Origin of the sequence: Flavobacterium sp., assembly GCF_027484705.1 — a bacterium.
In the GTDB taxonomy this organism is placed as follows: Bacteria; Bacteroidota; Bacteroidia; order Flavobacteriales; family Flavobacteriaceae; genus Flavobacterium.
The window spans coordinates 45,281-61,695 of the sequence record NZ_JAIXSL010000019.1 but is presented as its reverse complement, the minus strand read 5'-3'; the positions used below and the strand labels follow the sequence as shown (position 1 = coordinate 61,695).

14 protein-coding genes are annotated in these 16,415 nt (G+C 41.0%); 7 read left to right on the top strand and 7 right to left on the bottom strand.

Translation table 11 applies throughout. From position 1 onward, the window contains the following. Positions 1–17: 17 nt before the first annotated feature. Genes sufD through Q0058_RS11900 form a run of 4 tightly spaced genes read right to left on the bottom strand, consistent with a single transcriptional unit; the run spans position 18 to position 3,896 of the window. Positions 18–1,334 carry a Fe-S cluster assembly protein SufD gene (gene sufD / locus Q0058_RS11915; RefSeq protein WP_298224221.1) on the bottom strand — a complete coding sequence of 439 codons (1,317 nt, stop codon included), beginning with the start codon at positions 1,332–1,334 and terminating at the stop codon, positions 18–20. Between the two features lies 1 nt (position 1,335). Then, positions 1,336–2,082, bottom strand: a complete 747-nt coding sequence (gene sufC / locus Q0058_RS11910) for a Fe-S cluster assembly ATPase SufC (protein WP_298224219.1) — start codon at positions 2,080–2,082, stop codon at positions 1,336–1,338. Positions 2,083–2,107: 25 nt separating this feature from the next. Then, a complete protein-coding gene (gene sufB / locus Q0058_RS11905) occupies positions 2,108–3,556 on the bottom strand; it encodes a Fe-S cluster assembly protein SufB (protein ID WP_298224217.1) in 1,449 nt (482 codons plus the stop codon). Between the two features lie 10 nt (positions 3,557–3,566). Next, positions 3,567–3,896: an iron-sulfur cluster assembly accessory protein gene (locus tag Q0058_RS11900; RefSeq protein ID WP_298224214.1), complete on the bottom strand. Its 330-nt coding sequence runs from the start codon at positions 3,894–3,896 to the stop codon at positions 3,567–3,569. 168 nt (positions 3,897–4,064) lie between these two features. Between Q0058_RS11900 and Q0058_RS11895 the strand changes: the two genes are divergently transcribed. From Q0058_RS11895 to Q0058_RS11865, 7 genes are all read left to right on the top strand, one after another. After that, positions 4,065–4,922, top strand: coding sequence for an MBL fold metallo-hydrolase (locus tag Q0058_RS11895; protein ID WP_298224212.1), 858 nt, complete (start codon positions 4,065–4,067; stop codon positions 4,920–4,922). A 241-nt stretch (positions 4,923–5,163) separates the two neighbouring features. After that, positions 5,164–5,595, top strand: a complete 432-nt coding sequence (locus tag Q0058_RS11890; protein WP_298224210.1) for a MarR family transcriptional regulator — start codon at positions 5,164–5,166, stop codon at positions 5,593–5,595. A gap of 229 nt (positions 5,596–5,824) precedes the next feature. Then, positions 5,825–7,420 (top strand): S8 family peptidase, encoded by a 1,596-nt coding sequence (locus Q0058_RS11885; protein WP_298224208.1) that lies wholly within the window; start codon positions 5,825–5,827, stop codon positions 7,418–7,420. A gap of 88 nt (positions 7,421–7,508) precedes the next feature. Further along, positions 7,509–9,410, top strand: coding sequence for a M1 family metallopeptidase (locus Q0058_RS11880; RefSeq protein ID WP_298224206.1), 1,902 nt, complete (start codon positions 7,509–7,511; stop codon positions 9,408–9,410). 248 nt (positions 9,411–9,658) lie between these two features. After that, positions 9,659–10,045 (top strand): ribonuclease P protein component, encoded by a 387-nt coding sequence (gene rnpA, locus Q0058_RS11875; RefSeq protein WP_298224204.1) that lies wholly within the window; start codon positions 9,659–9,661, stop codon positions 10,043–10,045. A gap of 121 nt (positions 10,046–10,166) precedes the next feature. After that, positions 10,167–11,804 (top strand): S41 family peptidase, encoded by a 1,638-nt coding sequence (locus Q0058_RS11870; RefSeq protein WP_298224202.1) that lies wholly within the window; start codon positions 10,167–10,169, stop codon positions 11,802–11,804. Next, complete coding sequence (locus Q0058_RS11865) at positions 11,804–12,619, top strand: OmpA family protein (RefSeq protein ID WP_298224200.1); 816 nt, start codon at positions 11,804–11,806, stop codon at positions 12,617–12,619. The genes Q0058_RS11870 and Q0058_RS11865 overlap by 1 nt, the downstream gene beginning before the upstream one ends. A gap of 1 nt (position 12,620) precedes the next feature. Here the strand turns inward: Q0058_RS11865 and Q0058_RS11860 are convergent, their stop codons facing one another. Genes Q0058_RS11860 through Q0058_RS11850 form a run of 3 tightly spaced genes read right to left on the bottom strand, consistent with a single transcriptional unit; the run spans position 12,621 to position 16,367 of the window. Further along, positions 12,621–13,067 carry a GNAT family N-acetyltransferase gene (locus tag Q0058_RS11860; RefSeq protein WP_298224198.1) on the bottom strand — a complete coding sequence of 149 codons (447 nt, stop codon included), beginning with the start codon at positions 13,065–13,067 and terminating at the stop codon, positions 12,621–12,623. 3 nt (positions 13,068–13,070) lie between these two features. Beyond that, positions 13,071–14,060 carry a DUF4837 family protein gene (locus tag Q0058_RS11855; protein ID WP_298224196.1) on the bottom strand — a complete coding sequence of 330 codons (990 nt, stop codon included), beginning with the start codon at positions 14,058–14,060 and terminating at the stop codon, positions 13,071–13,073. 39 nt (positions 14,061–14,099) lie between these two features. Further along, positions 14,100–16,367 carry a LysM peptidoglycan-binding domain-containing protein gene (locus tag Q0058_RS11850; protein ID WP_298224194.1) on the bottom strand — a complete coding sequence of 756 codons (2,268 nt, stop codon included), beginning with the start codon at positions 16,365–16,367 and terminating at the stop codon, positions 14,100–14,102. Positions 16,368–16,415: the final 48 nt, after the last annotated feature.

The window sequence follows — 16,415 nt, the reverse complement described above, 5'->3', positions numbered from 1 at the left end:
AACCAGCTCCTAAAAAACTACAAATCAAATCCGATTTTTACGCCCAATTTTGTTGCGATAATCTTAGTGATTCTTTGCTTGAGTTCCGGTATTTTGATGCTTTCAATGACGGCATTCGAGAACGCATACATCAATAATGCTTTGGCTTCTTTTTTCGGAATGCCGCGTGATTGCATGTAAAACATCGCGGTTTCATCAAGTTGCCCAATCGTGCATCCGTGCGAACATTTGACGTCATCTGCAAAAATCTCGAGTTGTGGTTTGGCGTTGATCGTGGCCTTATCGCTCAATAAAATATTGTTACTTTTCTGGAACGCGTTGGTTTTTTGCGCTTCTTTTTCTACGAAGATTTTTCCGTTGAAAACACCTGTCGAATTACCGGAAAAAATGCCTTTGTAATCCTGGAAACTTTCACAATTGGGCTGCGCGTGATGCACCAAAGTGTAATGGTCTACGTGTTGTTTTTCGCCAATGATCGTGATGCCGTTGAGATGGCTTTCGATGCGTTCACCGTGGTGGTAAAAATTGAGGTTGTTTCTCGTGAGGTTGCCACCAAAACTGAACGTGTTGACATGTACGTGGCTTTCCTGTTGCTGCGACACATAAGTGTTATCGATCAGCGAGGCCGAATGGTTGTCGTTCTGGATTTTATACAAATCGACAATCGCTCTTTTCTGCGCGAATATTTCGGTGACAGAATTCGTCAAAACCGCATTTTCGTTGAGGCTTTGGTGTCTTTCGATGATTTGTACGTGCGAATTTTCACCCACAATAATCAAGTTTCGTGGTTGCACCATAAGCGCCGCTTCGTTTCCGGTCGAGAAATACATGATTTCTATCGGCTTGTCAGTCACTTTGCTTTTAGGGATGTTGATGTAAGCGCCTTCGCTCGCAAAAGCGGTGTTCAACGAAGTCAGGCTTTCGTCTTTGCTCGCCACCTGGTTGAAATATTTGTCGATGATCATTTTGTATTTCGGCTTGTTGAGCGCTGAAGACATCAGGCAAACATCGACACCATCGTGCGTCGTCGAAGATAAAAACGAACTGAATACGCCGTCGATAAAGACTACTTTATAAGTGTCAATTTCGTGCAAGAAATATTTTTTGACATCGGCGAATTCGACGGCATTCTCATGTTTTGGAAACACCGAAAAGTCGTTTTTGAGCAATGCGTTCAGCGAAGTATATTTCCAGGCTTCTTCTTTTTTGGTCGGAAAACCTTTGGCTTCGAAGTTCTTGAAAGCTGAAGTTCGGATGTCGTGCAAATCAGCATTGACATCGACTTGTTCTTCAAAAGCCATGAAGGATGCGATGAGTTTTTCTTTCAGTTCCATTTTAGTTCTCGGCTTTAATCCAGTCGTATCCTTTTTCCTCAAGTTCGTAAGCGAGTTCTTTCCCGCCTGATTTCACGATTTTTCCGTTGTATAAAACGTGGACGAAATCCGGAACAATATAATCCAAAAGTCTTTGATAGTGCGTGATCACGATGACCGCGTTTTTCTCGCTTTTGAGTTTGTTGACACCATTCGCGACAATTCTTAATGCGTCGATATCAAGTCCTGAATCGGTTTCGTCGAGAATCGCGAGTTTCGGTTCGAGCATCGCCATTTGGAAAATCTCGTTGCGTTTTTTCTCGCCGCCTGAAAATCCTTCATTTAAAGAACGCGACAAGAATTTACGATCGATTTCAAGCAATTCTGATTTTTCGCGGATCAGTTTGAGCATTTCGTTCGCAGGCATTTCTTCTTTGCCGTTGGCTTTTCTGGTTTCGTTGATCGCGGTTCTCATGAAGTTCGTGACCGAAACGCCCGGAATTTCCACGGGATATTGAAACGAAAGAAAAACGCCTTTGTGTGCGCGTTCTTCCGGAGCCAAATCAGCCAAATCTTCGCCATCGAGAAACACTTCGCCTTGTGTAACTTCGTAGTTTTCATTCCCGGCAATAACGGCAGAAAGTGTACTTTTTCCGGAACCGTTCGGCCCCATGATTGCGTGTACTTCTCCAGCTTTGACTTCAAGGTTGATGCCTTTTAATATTTCTTTGTCTTCAACACTCGCGTGTAGATTTTTGATGTGTAACATTATAAAATGTGATTTTTATTATTGATTAACCGACGCTGCCTTCGAGTGAAATTTCAAGTAATTTTTGAGCTTCTACGGCAAATTCCATTGGTAATTTATTGAGTACGTCTTTGCTGAAACCATTTACGATTAAGGCAATCGCTTTCTCGGTTGGGATTCCACGTTGATTGCAATAAAACACCTGATCTTCTCCGATTTTTGAAGTCGTGGCTTCGTGTTCGATTTTGGCGGTTGGATTTTTACTTTCGATGTACGGAAATGTGTGTGCGCCGCAATTGTTTCCCATCAACAGCGAATCGCATTGCGAGAAGTTTCTTGCGTTTTCTGCACGAGCGCCGATCTGAACCAAACCACGGTAACTGTTTTGCGATTTTCCGGCTGAAATTCCTTTAGAGATAATCGTTGATTTTGTGTTTTTGCCTAAATGAATCATTTTCGTTCCGGTATCGGCTTGCTGAAAATTATTCGTTACGGCAATCGAGTAGAATTCACCTACGGAATTGTCGCCTTTAAGCACGCACGATGGATATTTCCATGTTACTGCTGAACCGGTTTCGACTTGCGTCCATGAAATTTTAGCGTTTTTCTCGCACAAACCTCTTTTAGTTACGAAGTTGAATACGCCGCCTTTTCCTTCTTTATTTCCTGGATACCAGTTTTGCACGGTCGAATATTTGATTTCGGCGTCATCCAAAGCGATAAGCTCAACAACTGCTGCGTGCAATTGGTTTTCGTCACGGCTTGGCGCGGTACAACCTTCGAGATACGAAACGTAGCTTCCTTCATCGGCAATGACCAACGTTCTTTCGAATTGTCCGGTTCCGGCTTGGTTGATTCGGAAATATGTAGAAAGCTCCATCGGGCAACGAACGCCTTTTGGAATGTAGCAGAACGAACCGTCAGAAAATACAGCCGAATTTAACGCTGCGTAGAAATTGTCTTTTTGAGGAACAACGGTTCCGAGATATTTTTGAACCAAATCAGGATATTCGCGGATGGCTTCTGAAATCGAACAAAAAATAATTCCTTTTTCGCCTAAAGTTTTCTTGAAAGTCGTGGCTACTGAAACCGAATCGACTACAATATCCATCGCGACGCCGCTGAGCATTTTTTGTTCATCAATTGAAATCCCTAGCTTTTTGAAGGTTTCAAGCAATTCCGGATCGACTTCATCCAAGCTTGCATATTTGCTTTTGCTTTTTGGTGCCGAATAGTAAGAAATTGCCTGAAAATCTGGTTTTTCGTAATGTACGTTCGCCCATTCCGGTTCGGTCATTTCTTTCCAGGCGCGAAACGCTTCAATACGCCAATCAGTCATCCATTGTGGCTCTTCTTTACGAAGCGAAATGGCGCGGACGATATCTTCGTTTAAGCCTACGGGAAACGTATCCGATTCGATATCGGTATAAAAACCGTACTCGTATTCTTTATTTTCGAGTTCAATTTTGAGATCGTCTTCGGTATATTTTGACATAATTTTTTGTTTATAATGAAAACGATTCGCCACAACCGCAAGTCCTGCTTGCATTGGGATTATTGAACACAAAACCTTTTCCGTTAAGCCCGCCTGAGAATTCGAGAATGGTTCCGGCTAGGTAGAGGAATGATTTTTTTTCTACGGCTATTTTGACGTGGTTGACTTCAAAGATTTTATCGGTTTCGCCTATTTCTTTGTCGAATTTCAATTCATAAGACAATCCAGAACAACCTCCGCTTTTGACACCGACGCGAACATAGTCCTTCGCAGCGTCAAAACCGTCGTCTTTCATCATCTCTATAATTTTTTTGCTTGCAGTATCGGATACCTGAATCATAGCTTGTGTTGATTTTGTCTAAATTAACGGCAAAGATAAACTAAAATATACTTTTTGCTAATAGGCGTAGTATTTTTAAATATAATATTAACATAGAAAATTCTGATTTAGGCTTTTAAAACAAACGGATTTTAGTAATTTGGCGACTCATTTTTGAAAGCAACTCACATGAAACTTTATCCTATTGAATCCGGTAATTTCAAATTAGACGGCGGAGCCATGTTCGGCGTGGTGCCTAAAACCATCTGGAACAAGACCAATCCGGCCGATCAGAACAATCTTATTGATATTGCGGCAAGGTGTTTATTGATAGAAGATGGCAATCGGCTGATTCTGATTGATACGGGTTTGGGAAACAAGCAATCGGAAAAATTTTTCGGCTATTACTCGCTTTGGGGAACGCACAGTCTTGACAAATCTCTGGCAAATTATGGTTTCCACAGGGATGATATTACCGACGTTTTTATGACGCATTTGCATTTCGATCATTGTGGCGGAAGCGTGCAGTGGAATCAAGACCGGACAGGTTATGAAGTCGCTTTTAAAAATGCCAGATTCTGGACCAATGAAAACCATTGGGAATGGGCTACAAAACCCAACGCCAGAGAAAAAGCTTCGTTCCTTTCTGAAAATATTTTACCGATGGAGGAAAGCGGGCAGTTGCATTTTATCCAAAGGGCGAATGGTGATTTTCTTTCCGAAACGGAATTAGGATTTGGGATTTTCTTTGTTGATGGCCATACGGAAAAAATGATGATCCCCCACATTAAATACCAAGGCAAAACGATTTGTTTCATGGCTGATTTATTGCCGACTGCCGGGCACATTCCTTTGCCTTATGTCATGGGTTATGATACGCGACCGCTGTTGACTTTGCCTGAAAAAGAGAAATTCATGAATGCCGCAGCGGACCATAATTATCATCTGTTTTTAGAGCATGATGCACACAACGAAATCATCACTGTCGAACGAACCGAACGAGGCGTCCGGCTGAAAGAAGTTATACGCACGAAAGACATCTTTTAAATTTTTTTTTGTTTTAATTTACTGTAATCTGTTGGTCTGTGGTGTAAATGTATCTTTCAAAATTTGATCTTGATCGCCCTGACATTTCAATTAGAGTTTCATTGCTCCCAAAAAGAAATCTGGACAAAAAAAGGAAATTCCTAATTACCTTTTTGACCATCAACCAATTAAAGGGAAATTTTTTTATGTTAAAAATTTATTTGACATATCAATTTCTAAAAAACATTTCTATTTTTACGCCATGGAAAGACTCGAAACCATCAATTTTTATTTGCTAGACAAAGCCATCCGCACCTATCGCGTCTATTCCCAAAAAAAATTGCGCGAGCATGGTTTCAAAATTACGGTCGATCAATGGCTTGTGATTAAAGTATTGATGGAAAATCCGGACTTGTCACAACAGCAAATCGCAGAGAAAGCCTTCAAGGACAATGCATCAATCACAAGAATCATCGAACTTCTGGTAAAATCAAAATATCTCGACCGAAAAGTCAACCCAAAAGACCGCAGAACTTCGATATTGAAAGTAACGCCTGAAGGAGTAGATATCATCAATAAAGTTCAGGGTCTAGTACTTGAAAACCGAAAAATAGCCCAAGCCGGAATCACCTTAGAAGAGTTGGAAAACCTCAATGCAACCTTGAAAAAAATCATTAAAAACTGTCAATCTTAAACGAAAGATTATGTTGAAATTAGTATACGTAGTGGCCCTGCTTTTTATCGTCGCTTTTAAATTCGTACTGTCGCTTTTTATTTAGCACTTCACGAAAGATTTATTAGCATTTTACAATAAAACCTGAAGCAGATTCAGGCTGAACAACCTTGCGTACTAAATTAATGTTAAGTAAACCCCATTTTAAAACAAAACCTGATTATTTTTGGCTCACTTAAAAACTATTAAAATGAATGTAATTAAAACTGCTTGTTATTCCATGCTGTTAAGCTTAACAGTTTCATTCTCTATCCAAGCGCAAGGCACGAGCTACAGTGCCAAAAAAGGGAAACTTTCTGACGACCAATTGAAAAGATGGAGTCATCTTGACCTCAGCAAAGACAGCATTCCCGGAATGAGCGTTGACCGTGTTTATGCCGAACTCACCAAAGGCAAAAAAAGTAAAAAAGTGATTGTGGGCGTTGTGGATTCAGGTGTAGACATCGATCACGAGGATTTGAAAAACGTCATCTGGACCAATAAAAAAGAAATCGCAGGAAACGGAATCGATGATGATAAAAACGGTTATATCGATGACATCCACGGATGGAATTTCTTAGGCGATTCAGGGGATGAAAACCTAGAAATGACGCGTATTCTGAAAAAAGCCGATGATGGTTCCGCAGAATACAAAGCCGCCAAAGAGGAATACGAAAAAATGTATCAGGAAAACCTTCAGGGCAAGCAACAAGTAGACTTTATTTTTAAAGCCAACCAAGCGATTAAAGATTATCTCAAAAAAGATAATTACACGCTCGAAGAAGTGAAAGCCATCGAAACTACGGACGCTTCATTAAACAGAAGCAAACAAGTGATGATGAGCATCATTGGCCAAGCTGGTCCCGAATTTAATGAAAATCTGAACGAGTACAAAAATCAGGTTTATGACATGCTCAACTACAACCTCAACAAAGAATTCGACGGCAGAAAAGTACTCGGTGACAATGCTGATGACATGACCAATATCCATTACGGAAACAATACGGTTTACGGTCCAGACAAAAAAGACGCCTTACACGGAACGCACGTTGCTGGGATTATCGCCCAAAGCAGACACAACAATTTAGGAGGAGACGGAATCGCAGACAATGTTGAAATCATGGCCGTTCGCGCCGTTCCTAATGGTGACGAATACGATAAAGACATCGCTCTAAGTATACGTTACGCCGTGGATAATGGCGCTAAAGTCATCAACGGAAGTTTTGGGAAAAGCTTTTCTCCACACAAACAATGGGTTTATGACGCGATTAAATATGCCGAAAAGAAAGACGTTTTGATTGTCCATGCAGCAGGTAACGACGCCAAAGACATTGATGTGGAAAGTAATTTCCCGAATGATTCCGACGATAAGAAAACTGAATTTGCAGGCAATGTCATCACTGTCGGTGCGTTGGGTTATGAATACGGTGAAAAAGTAGTTGCGCCGTTTTCAAACTACGGAAAACTTAACGTTGACGTTTATGCTCCGGGCATGGAAATCTTCGCTACTACGCCAAACAACACCTACAAATACGAACAAGGAACTTCAATGGCGTCACCGAATGTAGCCGGAGTTGCCGCGCTAATCCGTTCTTACTTTCCGAATTTAACCGCCAAACAAGTGAAATACATTCTTCTGAATTCTGGAACGCCAGTCGAAGGTAAAGTCGTAGTTGGTGGAGATCCAAAAGATGTGAGAGCTTTCGCAGATTTGTCAACTTCTGGAAAAATGGTCAATGCTTACAATGCGTTCAAAATGGCAGAAAAAATGTCGCCAAAGCCAAAACGTAAAAAAGTTCGAGGATAATCACCTCATTTTTCAATATTAAAAATAAGCTTGTGAGAAAGTATCTTCAAGCTTATTTTTGTTTTATTAAAACCGTAAACGCTATCTGATGAAATCACTTTCTTTAATCGCATTTTGCTTAGTATCAACTTTTGCTTTCTCACAGGATTCCCATTATTGGCAGCAGCATGTCGATTACAAAATGAATGTGACGATGAATGCCGCAGCCTATCAATACAAAGGAAATCAGGAATTAATTTATACCAACAATTCTCCCGACACTTTGAAACGCGTATTTTATCATTTGTACAACAACGCGTTCCAACCCGGAAGCGAGATGGATGCGCGTGTACAATCCATCGCAGATCCTGATCGTAGAATGGTCAACAAAATCAAGGTCGATGGGAAAGACTTCAAGGAAAGCCGCATCGCTAAATTGAAACCTAACGAAATCGGCTACCTTAAGATTTCCAATTTCAAACAAGACGGCGTTCCGGCCATCGCCAAAGAAGTCGGAACGATTCTCGAAGTCACGTTAGCCAAACCATTATTACCGCATTCAAAAACAACCTTGACATTAGATTTTGACGGACAAGTTCCGGTGCAAATCAGACGTTCCGGAAGAAACAACGCCGAAGGTGTCGAATTCTCGATGGCGCAATGGTATCCGAAAATGGCTGAATTTGATTTTGAAGGCTGGCACGCAGATCCTTACATCGCGCGAGAATTCCATGGCGTTTGGGGAAATTTCGATGTTAATATTACTATCGATAAAGACTATGTTCTCGGCGGAAGCGGTTACCTGCAAAACAAAAATGAAATCGGGAAAGGCTATCAGGATGCGGGCGTAACGGTAACTTATCCCAAGAAAACGAAAACGCTAACCTGGCATTTCATCGCGCCGAATGTGCATGATTTTACCTGGGCTGCTGATAAAAATTATCTGCATGATGTGTATCAGATTCCGAATGGAGCGACCTTACATTTTCTGTATAAAAACAATCCGAAAATCATCGACAACTGGAAGAAAGCTGAGCCTGAAACCGCGCGTTTGATGCAATTCTACAATCAAACTGTCGGGAAATATCCTTACGACCAATACTCCGTAATTCAAGGTGGCGATGGCGGTATGGAATACGCGATGTGCACTTTAATTTTGGGCGAAGGAAGTTATGACGGATTAATCGGTGTCATCGCGCACGAAATGGCACATTCGTGGTTTCAGCATGTTTTGGCCTCAAACGAAAGCAAACACGGCTGGATGGATGAAGGGTTCACTTCGTTTCTCGAAGATTTAGGCATGAATGAAATTGCCGAAAAGAAAGTAAACAACCCGCATTCGGGATCTTACGACGGTTATTATTTCATGGTGAATTCGGGAAAAGAATTGCCGCAAAGCACACATTCGGACCGTTTCGATTTCAATCAGGTATACAGCATCACTTCTTACAGCAAAGGTGATATTTTCCTGTCGCAATTGATTTATTTGATTGGTCGGGACAACTTGATGAAAACCCTGAAACGATATTACAACGATTTTAAATTCAAACATCCGACGCCTAACGATATCAAGAGAACCGCAGAACGTGTTTCCGGAGCCAACCTCGATTGGTACCTGACCGACTGGACGCAAACCACCAACACCATCGATTACGGAATCAAAAATGTTGAAGGCGCTACCGATGGCGTACAAAGAACCGGCGTCACTTTAGAAAGAATCGGAAGAATGCCCATGCCGATTGATCTTTTGGTGGAATATTCCGACGGAACCAAAGAGTCGTTTTACATTCCGTTGCGCATGATGAGTTTTGAAAAGGAAAATCCCGATCCTGCCGTCAAAAGAACCGTTTTGGGCGATTGGGCTTGGGCCACTCCTACTTATTTTTTTGAAATTCCTAAAGCAAAATCAACGATCAAAAAAATCACCATCGATCCAAGCGGTTTGATGGCTGACGTCAAAAAAGACAACAACGTTTTTCCTGCCGAAGTAAAACCCGAAGTAAAAAAATAACACTATTGAAAAAGCCCTCAGTACTATTATGCTGAGGGCTTTTTAATCTATCCGCTTTATTGGCAGCAGTTGTTTCTTCAACTCACGGATCATGCTTATATTTTGAACAGATGTTGCTTTAGGATTACATCGTAAAATTACAATCCACAAGTCCTAAACCTGTTACAGAATTTACAGCATAAATTATAAAATTTAAACAGTTGCTTTTTAGGATCGCTTCGTACCTTTGCGTGACGACAAACCCAAACATGAGATTCACCTATCCGAAATCCGAAAAGCTCAAGAGCAAAAAAACGATTGATTTACTTTTTTCGAAAGGCAAATCGGTTTCGAAATATCCGTTGCGTTTGGTGTATGTGTCGCTCGATGATGAAAACGAAGCCAAAACCACGGTCGGCGTATCGGTTTCCAAAAAACATTTCAAGCATGCCGTCGATCGGAATTATTTCAAAAGAGTGTTGCGCGAAACCTTTCGACTGAACAAACACTTGTTGTTGGATGGCCTTGAAAAACCTCATGGTTTCATGTTGTTTTACCAAACTAGCGATCGGTTGTCGTATGAAGAAATTCATCAAAAAACCATTCAGTTGTTCGAAAAATTTTTGCTTCAAATACAATCGCAACCGAAAGAATAATTTTCTATGAAGTTGCAGATGAAAACGAAATCTTAATTCCTATTGTTTTTCATCGGTAAACTTTTATATTTGAAGGCATTTCGAAATCTCGAAAAACCTAAATTTAGTAAAACCTATGGCCATGCGTTCCGTTCTTAAAAAGAAATACATCATTCCTGTGGTTGTCGGCGCATTTTTGTTTGTAGGCGTTAGTTTCAAAGAAGATTTTTTTGAGGTCGCCAAACAGATTGAAATCTTCACGACGCTTTTCAAAGCTGTTAATGCCAATTATGTGGATGAAACCAATCCAGGTGAACTTATGGACAAAGCCATCAAAAGCATGTTGGCCGATCTCGATCCGTATACGAATTACTTCAACGAGCAGGACGTCGTCAAATATAAAATCAACAATACCGGAGAATACACAGAAATTGGCGCGTTGATGATCCGAAAAGAAGACAAACTCATCATCAAAGAACCTTACAAAAACTTTCCTGCAGACAAAGCCGGACTCAAAGCCGGAGACGAAATCATCCAAATCGGCGATGTCAATCTGAAAGACTTCAAAGAAGATGCGTCGCAATTGTTGCGCGGCGGGAAGAATACAAAAATCACTGTCAAATACATCCGCCAAGGCAAAACCTCGACTGCCGATATCATATTGGGCGAAGTGGAAGTCAAAGCCGTACCGTTCTTCGGAAAAATCGATGACAAAACCGGCTATATCGTACTGACGCAATTTACCGCCAAAGCCGCACTCGAAACCAAAGAAGCTTTGGAACAGCTCAAAAAAGATGGCGCCGAAAAAATCGTTTTGGACCTTCGCGGAAATCCGGGCGGTTTGCTCAATGAAGCCGTAAGCATCTGCAATTTGTTTGTGCCGAAAAACGAAATCATCGTGACGACCAAATCGAAAATCGAGAAACACAACAATTCTTATAAAACCAACCGCGAACCGATCGATACTGAAATTCCGCTGGCAATTATTGTCGACAGTAAAAGTGCTTCAGCTTCGGAAATCGTTTCGGGCGCTTTACAGGATTTAGACCGTGCGGTGATCATCGGCTCGAGAAGTTTCGGAAAAGGTTTGGTGCAACGCCCGGTGGATTTGACTTACGGAACGCAAATCAAAATCACCATTTCTAGGTATTATACACCTTCAGGTCGTTGTATCCAGGCGCTTGATTATTCGCATAAAGACAAAGACGGCCATGCGATTCGCACGACTTCAGAGAATTATAATGCTTTCAAAACCAAAAACGGAAGAACGGTTTATGATGGCGGCGGAATCCTTCCTGATGTTGTAATGGACGAAACGAAACTAAGCCCGATTACAGAAAAACTTGTTAAAAATGATGGCATTTTCAATTTCGTGACCGATTATTATTACAAACATCCGAACCTCGGCACAACCATTCCAACGATAACCGATGCGGATTTTACCGAATTTAAGGCGTTTTTGAAAAAACAAAACTTTAATTTTGACTCCGAATCCGAATTGGCTTTGAAAAATACTTTGACCGCAGCTAAAGCAGAAAAAATAGACGCTTCGATTGCCTCGGAATACCAACAATTGATGGCGGCCATCCAACGCTCTGAAGAAACGCAACTGAACCAGAACCAAAAGGAAATCAAGAACCTGATTTTGGACGAGATCATCAAAAGATACCAATACAAAGAAGGTTTGTATCAATATTATATCAAAAACAATTCTGAGGTTAAAAAAGCCGTTTCAATACTTGGCAACGCCTCTGAATACAACAAAATATTAAAAAAATAATGATTCGATTTTTTAGGTTTTTACCGTTGTTGCTTTGTGGTTTTTTGTACGCGCAGGAAGAAGTCGTTCAGTCGGTTTATTTTGATTTCGATAAATTCCATCTCGATGAAAAACAGGGCAATGCCGTAGTGGATTTCATTAAAAACACCGATTCTACACGCATCGAATCGATTCAGATTTTTGGCTATACCGATGATGTCGGCAAAGAAGCCTACAATTTCAAACTTTCTTCGAACCGCGCCAATACGATTAAAGAAAAACTCGTTTCGAGCGGCATCAAGAATAAAATCATCGTCACTATTGAAGGCAAAGGCCGCATTCTCATTGATGATGACGTTGTAGAAAACCTGCCCGAACGCCGTTCCAAAAACCGCCGTGTCGATTTGGTGCTGAACCTTAAGCCGCTTCCAAAAATTGAGCTTCCGGGGTTTTACACGAGTATTCAGAAAAAACATATCGTGGGCGACCACATCTACCTTGAGAACCTTTTGTTCGAGCGCGGCAGCAGCAAACTGACGTACGAAGCCAAAACCCAACTCGATAAAATCGCTAAGCTTTTGCTGAAATACCGCAAACTGGAATTTGAGATTCAAGGCCATGTGTGTTGCACGCCGCCTTACCAAAAAGAAGCCATTGACCGCGAAACCAGAAAACGAAACTTGTCTTCCAACCGAGCGGAATCGGTTTATAAATACCTTGCTTTTAAAAAAATCGCCAAAACCAGAATGACTTTCAAAGGGTATGGAAATTCTGTTCCGTTGGGAAAAGGCTCTGAGTATGACCGCCGCGTGGAATTGGTGATTACGAAGATTTAGATTAGTTTATCTTCATCTGAATGTGCGGAATATCATCTTCAAGATACGTTTCGCTTGTCACTTCAAAACCATGACTTTCGTAAAATTTTTGCAGGTATAGTTGCGCTGAAATTGTGATTTTTTTGGTGTGGAAATTTGCTTCAATGCCTACAATCGCTTCTCGCATCAGTTCGTGTCCCCATTTTCTATCGCGATATTTTGTTCCAATTACAACCCTTCCTATCGACGCTTCCTCAAAATAATCACCCGCAGCAAATAATCTCGCATAGGCTACAATTTTGGAATCGTATTCGCCCATCAGATGCAACGCCTTTCGGTCTTTGCCGTCGATGTCCTGATAAACGCAGTTTTGCTCCACGACAAAGACTTCGCTGCGCAATTGCAGCAAATCATATAGCTCGTTTACAGAAAGCTCCGTAAAACGCTTTATTTTCCATTTTAAATCCATGCTTTATTTTTTCTTTTCTTTTGGCTGAAATTCGACCGATTTGATGATGGCTTCGAGTTCAAACATCAGATCCCTTTTTTCTTTCGACGGATCGTAGCAAAATCCTTCCAAAACCACTACACGTCTGTTGACCCGATCTAAAATGCTGTAATTGATGAACGGACCCGACATGAAATCATTTTTAAGTTCCCAGGTGCCTTTGGTTTCGTAGGCTTCCTTTCCGTTGATGTTGATGTGGAATAAATACGGCGCATACGAATCTTCAGTAACCATCTGCGTATTTCTCGCTGTTCCGTGAATGTATAAATTGCCAATCGAGTCGCGGGTTTTGATGATGCTGCCCAGCACGTCGCGGCTTCCGTTGATACGGTATAGTGGAATCTGATAAATCAGGATGCTCGTATTGCCGCTCGTGATTTCTTTTTTGAGCCAGATGAATTTGCGGCGTTCCAAAACATAATTGTAACCTTTCGGAAGGTGTAAATCGATTTTGAATTTCCGCCTGATTTTTTTGGTGTTGATCATCGAAGTGTCAATGATGCGCTGGTTTTCTTCAATTTCCGTTTCGCGCATTTTTTCGATGATTGTTGGCGTATTGGTTTCAATCTGTTCCAGAATCGCGGCGGTGGTTTTGCCTGAAATATGAATCACATTTTGCGGGCTTGCGTATTCATTCTCCACAATCTCGAATTTGGTTTCGGCTTCCTTCTTGACCACAATGATGTTACGCGAATTGTTCATATAACCTTCAAGCAATTTGATCGGATATTGGTTGATGGTGAAAAGCGGCTCTTCCTGCGGCAGGCCAATCACGGGCGAGGCGAACTTATTGCGGATACTGTCGCCAACTTCTCCGTTCCAGAGTTGGTCGTCAATGATTACGGAAATCGTATTGATTTTTCCAGAAGTTTTTTCCTTTTCCCGATCGTGCTTTTTAATACACGAACCGAAAAAAACGGAACAACCAAGCACAAAAAAAAGGGCTTTTTTCATAGTCTGAAATAAGCCCTAAATTTATGTAGATTTTTTAGATTAACCGTTTATTTTCAACTTCATTCCGGGTTTTAAGGAATTTCCGTTGATTCCGTTCCATTTTTTGATGTCTGAAACCGTTACGCCAGGATATTTTTTGGCAATGCTGAACAGCGAATCGCCTTTTTGAACGTAATAATGATCTTCTCTGTTGTTTTTGTTGGCTTTATCTTTTTTGTTGTTTTTCTCTGCTAATGCTTGACTATTATCTACAATCAGTTTCTTTGCAACAATTAGTTTATCGCCCAATTGGATGTTATCATCAGACAAATCATTCCAAACTCTAAGATCTGAAACCGCTACGTTGTTTTTTCTGGCAATCGCCCCTAAGTTGTCGCCACGTTGTACGGTATATTCAACGTTTTTGATTTCTGTTTTTGGAGTTGTTTCGGCAACTTCATCATTGTTGATTTTGATGTCTGCGATTTTAAGTTTGCTTTCCAACTGGATGTTGTTGTCCTGAAGGTTGTTCCATTTTTTCAAATCGTCGATTGAAACGTTATACTTCTTTGCAATCGTAGACAAATTATCTCCTTTTTCAACAATGTAGAAATCTTCAGCAGTTTCCGTGTCTTTTTTAGATTTCTCATTCGCTGCAATTGCTTCTGATTTCACTAATTTTCTAACGGTGGTTACGACTCTTTCGTTAGTGATGATTTTTAAGTTTTTCCCTAACGGAACATTGTTGCTTCTGAGTTTATTCCATTTTTTGATGTCGCTCATCGCCACGCCGTATTTGTCGGCAATCTCACCAAGGCTATCACCTTTTCTGACTTTGTGGGTTTTGGTCACGTCTTTAAACGAAACTACTTTTTCTTCTTTATAAACTTTCGGTTCTTTTACCGTAACTTCCGCTACTGCGGACGAAACTGCTTTGTTATTAGGAACCAATGAAATCGTATCCACTTTTGTTTTCTTCCCGCGGGCTGCAACCCTTTCGGTCGTGATGATTTTTAAGTTTCTTCCCAAAGGCGCTTTGTTGCTCTTGAGTTTGTTCCATTTCTTGATGTCAGACATCGAAACATCGTAACGATCTGCAATTTCACTAAGGTTATCACCTCGTCTGACTTTATGGAATTTCGTTTTGGAAACCATATAACTTTCCGCTGTTGCAGAAGAATCACGCGAAGCCCAGGCTTGTTGAAAACGTGAAAACGGTTTTTCGCGCTGGTCGGCTTCATGCTGAACGTAAGCATAAATTTTATCTTCATTAGAAGTGAACACCGCAATCTTCTCAGATGGCAATCTCAAAAAATGCTTCGTATCAAAATAAGCAGGAATCACATTAAGTTTAAACTGCGGGTTTAACATTTGTAACTGTGCAACAGGAACATCCAACAAATCCGAAATCTGTTTGAACGTCATCTGCTTTTTGATCATAATCGTATCAGTCGCAAAATGTTTTACAAGCGCGCGATTCGGGACAATTCCGTGTTCTTTGTGGTATTCGTAAATATACATCGTCGCCAAAAATGCAGGAACATAACCTTGGGTTTCTTGCGGAAGGTATTTTCTGATGTTCCAGAAATTTTGCTGGCCGCCTGAACGTCTGATCGCTTTGGCTACATTGCCCGGCCCTGAATTGTAGGACGCAAGCACCAAATCCCAATCGCCGAAAATCTTGTACATATTGGTCATGTATTGGGCGGCTGCATCACTCGCTTTTAAGGGATCGCTGCGGTCATCAACATAAGAATCAATATTCAAATTGTATTGTTTTCCGGTCTGGTACATAAACTGCCAAAGTCCTGTGGCGCCTACTCTTGAAACCGCTTTAGGGTTCAAAGCCGATTCTACAACCGCCAGATATTTGATTTCCAAAGGCACATTTTGTTTCGCCAAAGCATCTTCAAACAAAGGGAAATAATATTCCGAAATCGCCATCAATCTTTCATAAGCTTTCTTTCTGTTTCTCAAAAACGATTTGATGATGTTCTCAAGACCTTGGTTGTATTCGATGTTGAAAGGAGATTTCGAATCCATTTCCTTCAAACGCGCCTTGAGCAATTCCGTTGGCAATTCGTATTCTACTTTCTGGTCAAGATTGATCGTTTTGATGTCGCTTTCAAGATCGTTGTACAAATCAAGACTCGTCAATTCCTTAAGCCAAAGGCTGTCCACGCAAGAAGCGATATTGTCTTTAATGAATGTTTTTTTGATGGAATCGAGATACGAAATGTTGCTTTGGGGTTTGCCGCTGAAGTCCTGGGCAAAGGCATGAGCCGCAAAAAGAAGGATCGCCGCTAATGTGATTTTTTTTAATTTCATATGTAATATTTTTCGCTTTCCGTAGGTAGAAAACTTGTTGTTTAGTCT

What these genes read in the sequence shown, in the direction of transcription:
- sufD (WP_298224221.1), bottom strand. Translation starts at nt 1,334, where the DNA reads ATGGAACTGAAAGAAAAACTCATCGCATCCTTCATGGCTTTTGAAGAA.
- sufC (WP_298224219.1), bottom strand. Translation starts at nt 2,082, where the DNA reads ATGTTACACATCAAAAATCTACACGCGAGTGTTGAAGACAAAGAAATA.
- sufB (WP_298224217.1), bottom strand. Translation starts at nt 3,556, where the DNA reads ATGTCAAAATATACCGAAGACGATCTCAAAATTGAACTCGAAAATAAA.
- Q0058_RS11900 (WP_298224214.1), bottom strand. Translation starts at nt 3,896, where the DNA reads ATGATTCAGGTATCCGATACTGCAAGCAAAAAAATTATAGAGATGATG.
- Q0058_RS11895 (WP_298224212.1), top strand. Translation starts at nt 4,065, where the DNA reads ATGAAACTTTATCCTATTGAATCCGGTAATTTCAAATTAGACGGCGGA.
- Q0058_RS11890 (WP_298224210.1), top strand. Translation starts at nt 5,164, where the DNA reads ATGGAAAGACTCGAAACCATCAATTTTTATTTGCTAGACAAAGCCATC.
- Q0058_RS11885 (WP_298224208.1), top strand. Translation starts at nt 5,825, where the DNA reads ATGAATGTAATTAAAACTGCTTGTTATTCCATGCTGTTAAGCTTAACA.
- Q0058_RS11880 (WP_298224206.1), top strand. Translation starts at nt 7,509, where the DNA reads ATGAAATCACTTTCTTTAATCGCATTTTGCTTAGTATCAACTTTTGCT.
- rnpA (WP_298224204.1), top strand. Translation starts at nt 9,659, where the DNA reads ATGAGATTCACCTATCCGAAATCCGAAAAGCTCAAGAGCAAAAAAACG.
- Q0058_RS11870 (WP_298224202.1), top strand. Translation starts at nt 10,167, where the DNA reads ATGCGTTCCGTTCTTAAAAAGAAATACATCATTCCTGTGGTTGTCGGC.
- Q0058_RS11865 (WP_298224200.1), top strand. Translation starts at nt 11,804, where the DNA reads ATGATTCGATTTTTTAGGTTTTTACCGTTGTTGCTTTGTGGTTTTTTG.
- Q0058_RS11860 (WP_298224198.1), bottom strand. Translation starts at nt 13,067, where the DNA reads ATGGATTTAAAATGGAAAATAAAGCGTTTTACGGAGCTTTCTGTAAAC.
- Q0058_RS11855 (WP_298224196.1), bottom strand. Translation starts at nt 14,060, where the DNA reads ATGAAAAAAGCCCTTTTTTTTGTGCTTGGTTGTTCCGTTTTTTTCGGT.
- Q0058_RS11850 (WP_298224194.1), bottom strand. Translation starts at nt 16,367, where the DNA reads ATGAAATTAAAAAAAATCACATTAGCGGCGATCCTTCTTTTTGCGGCT.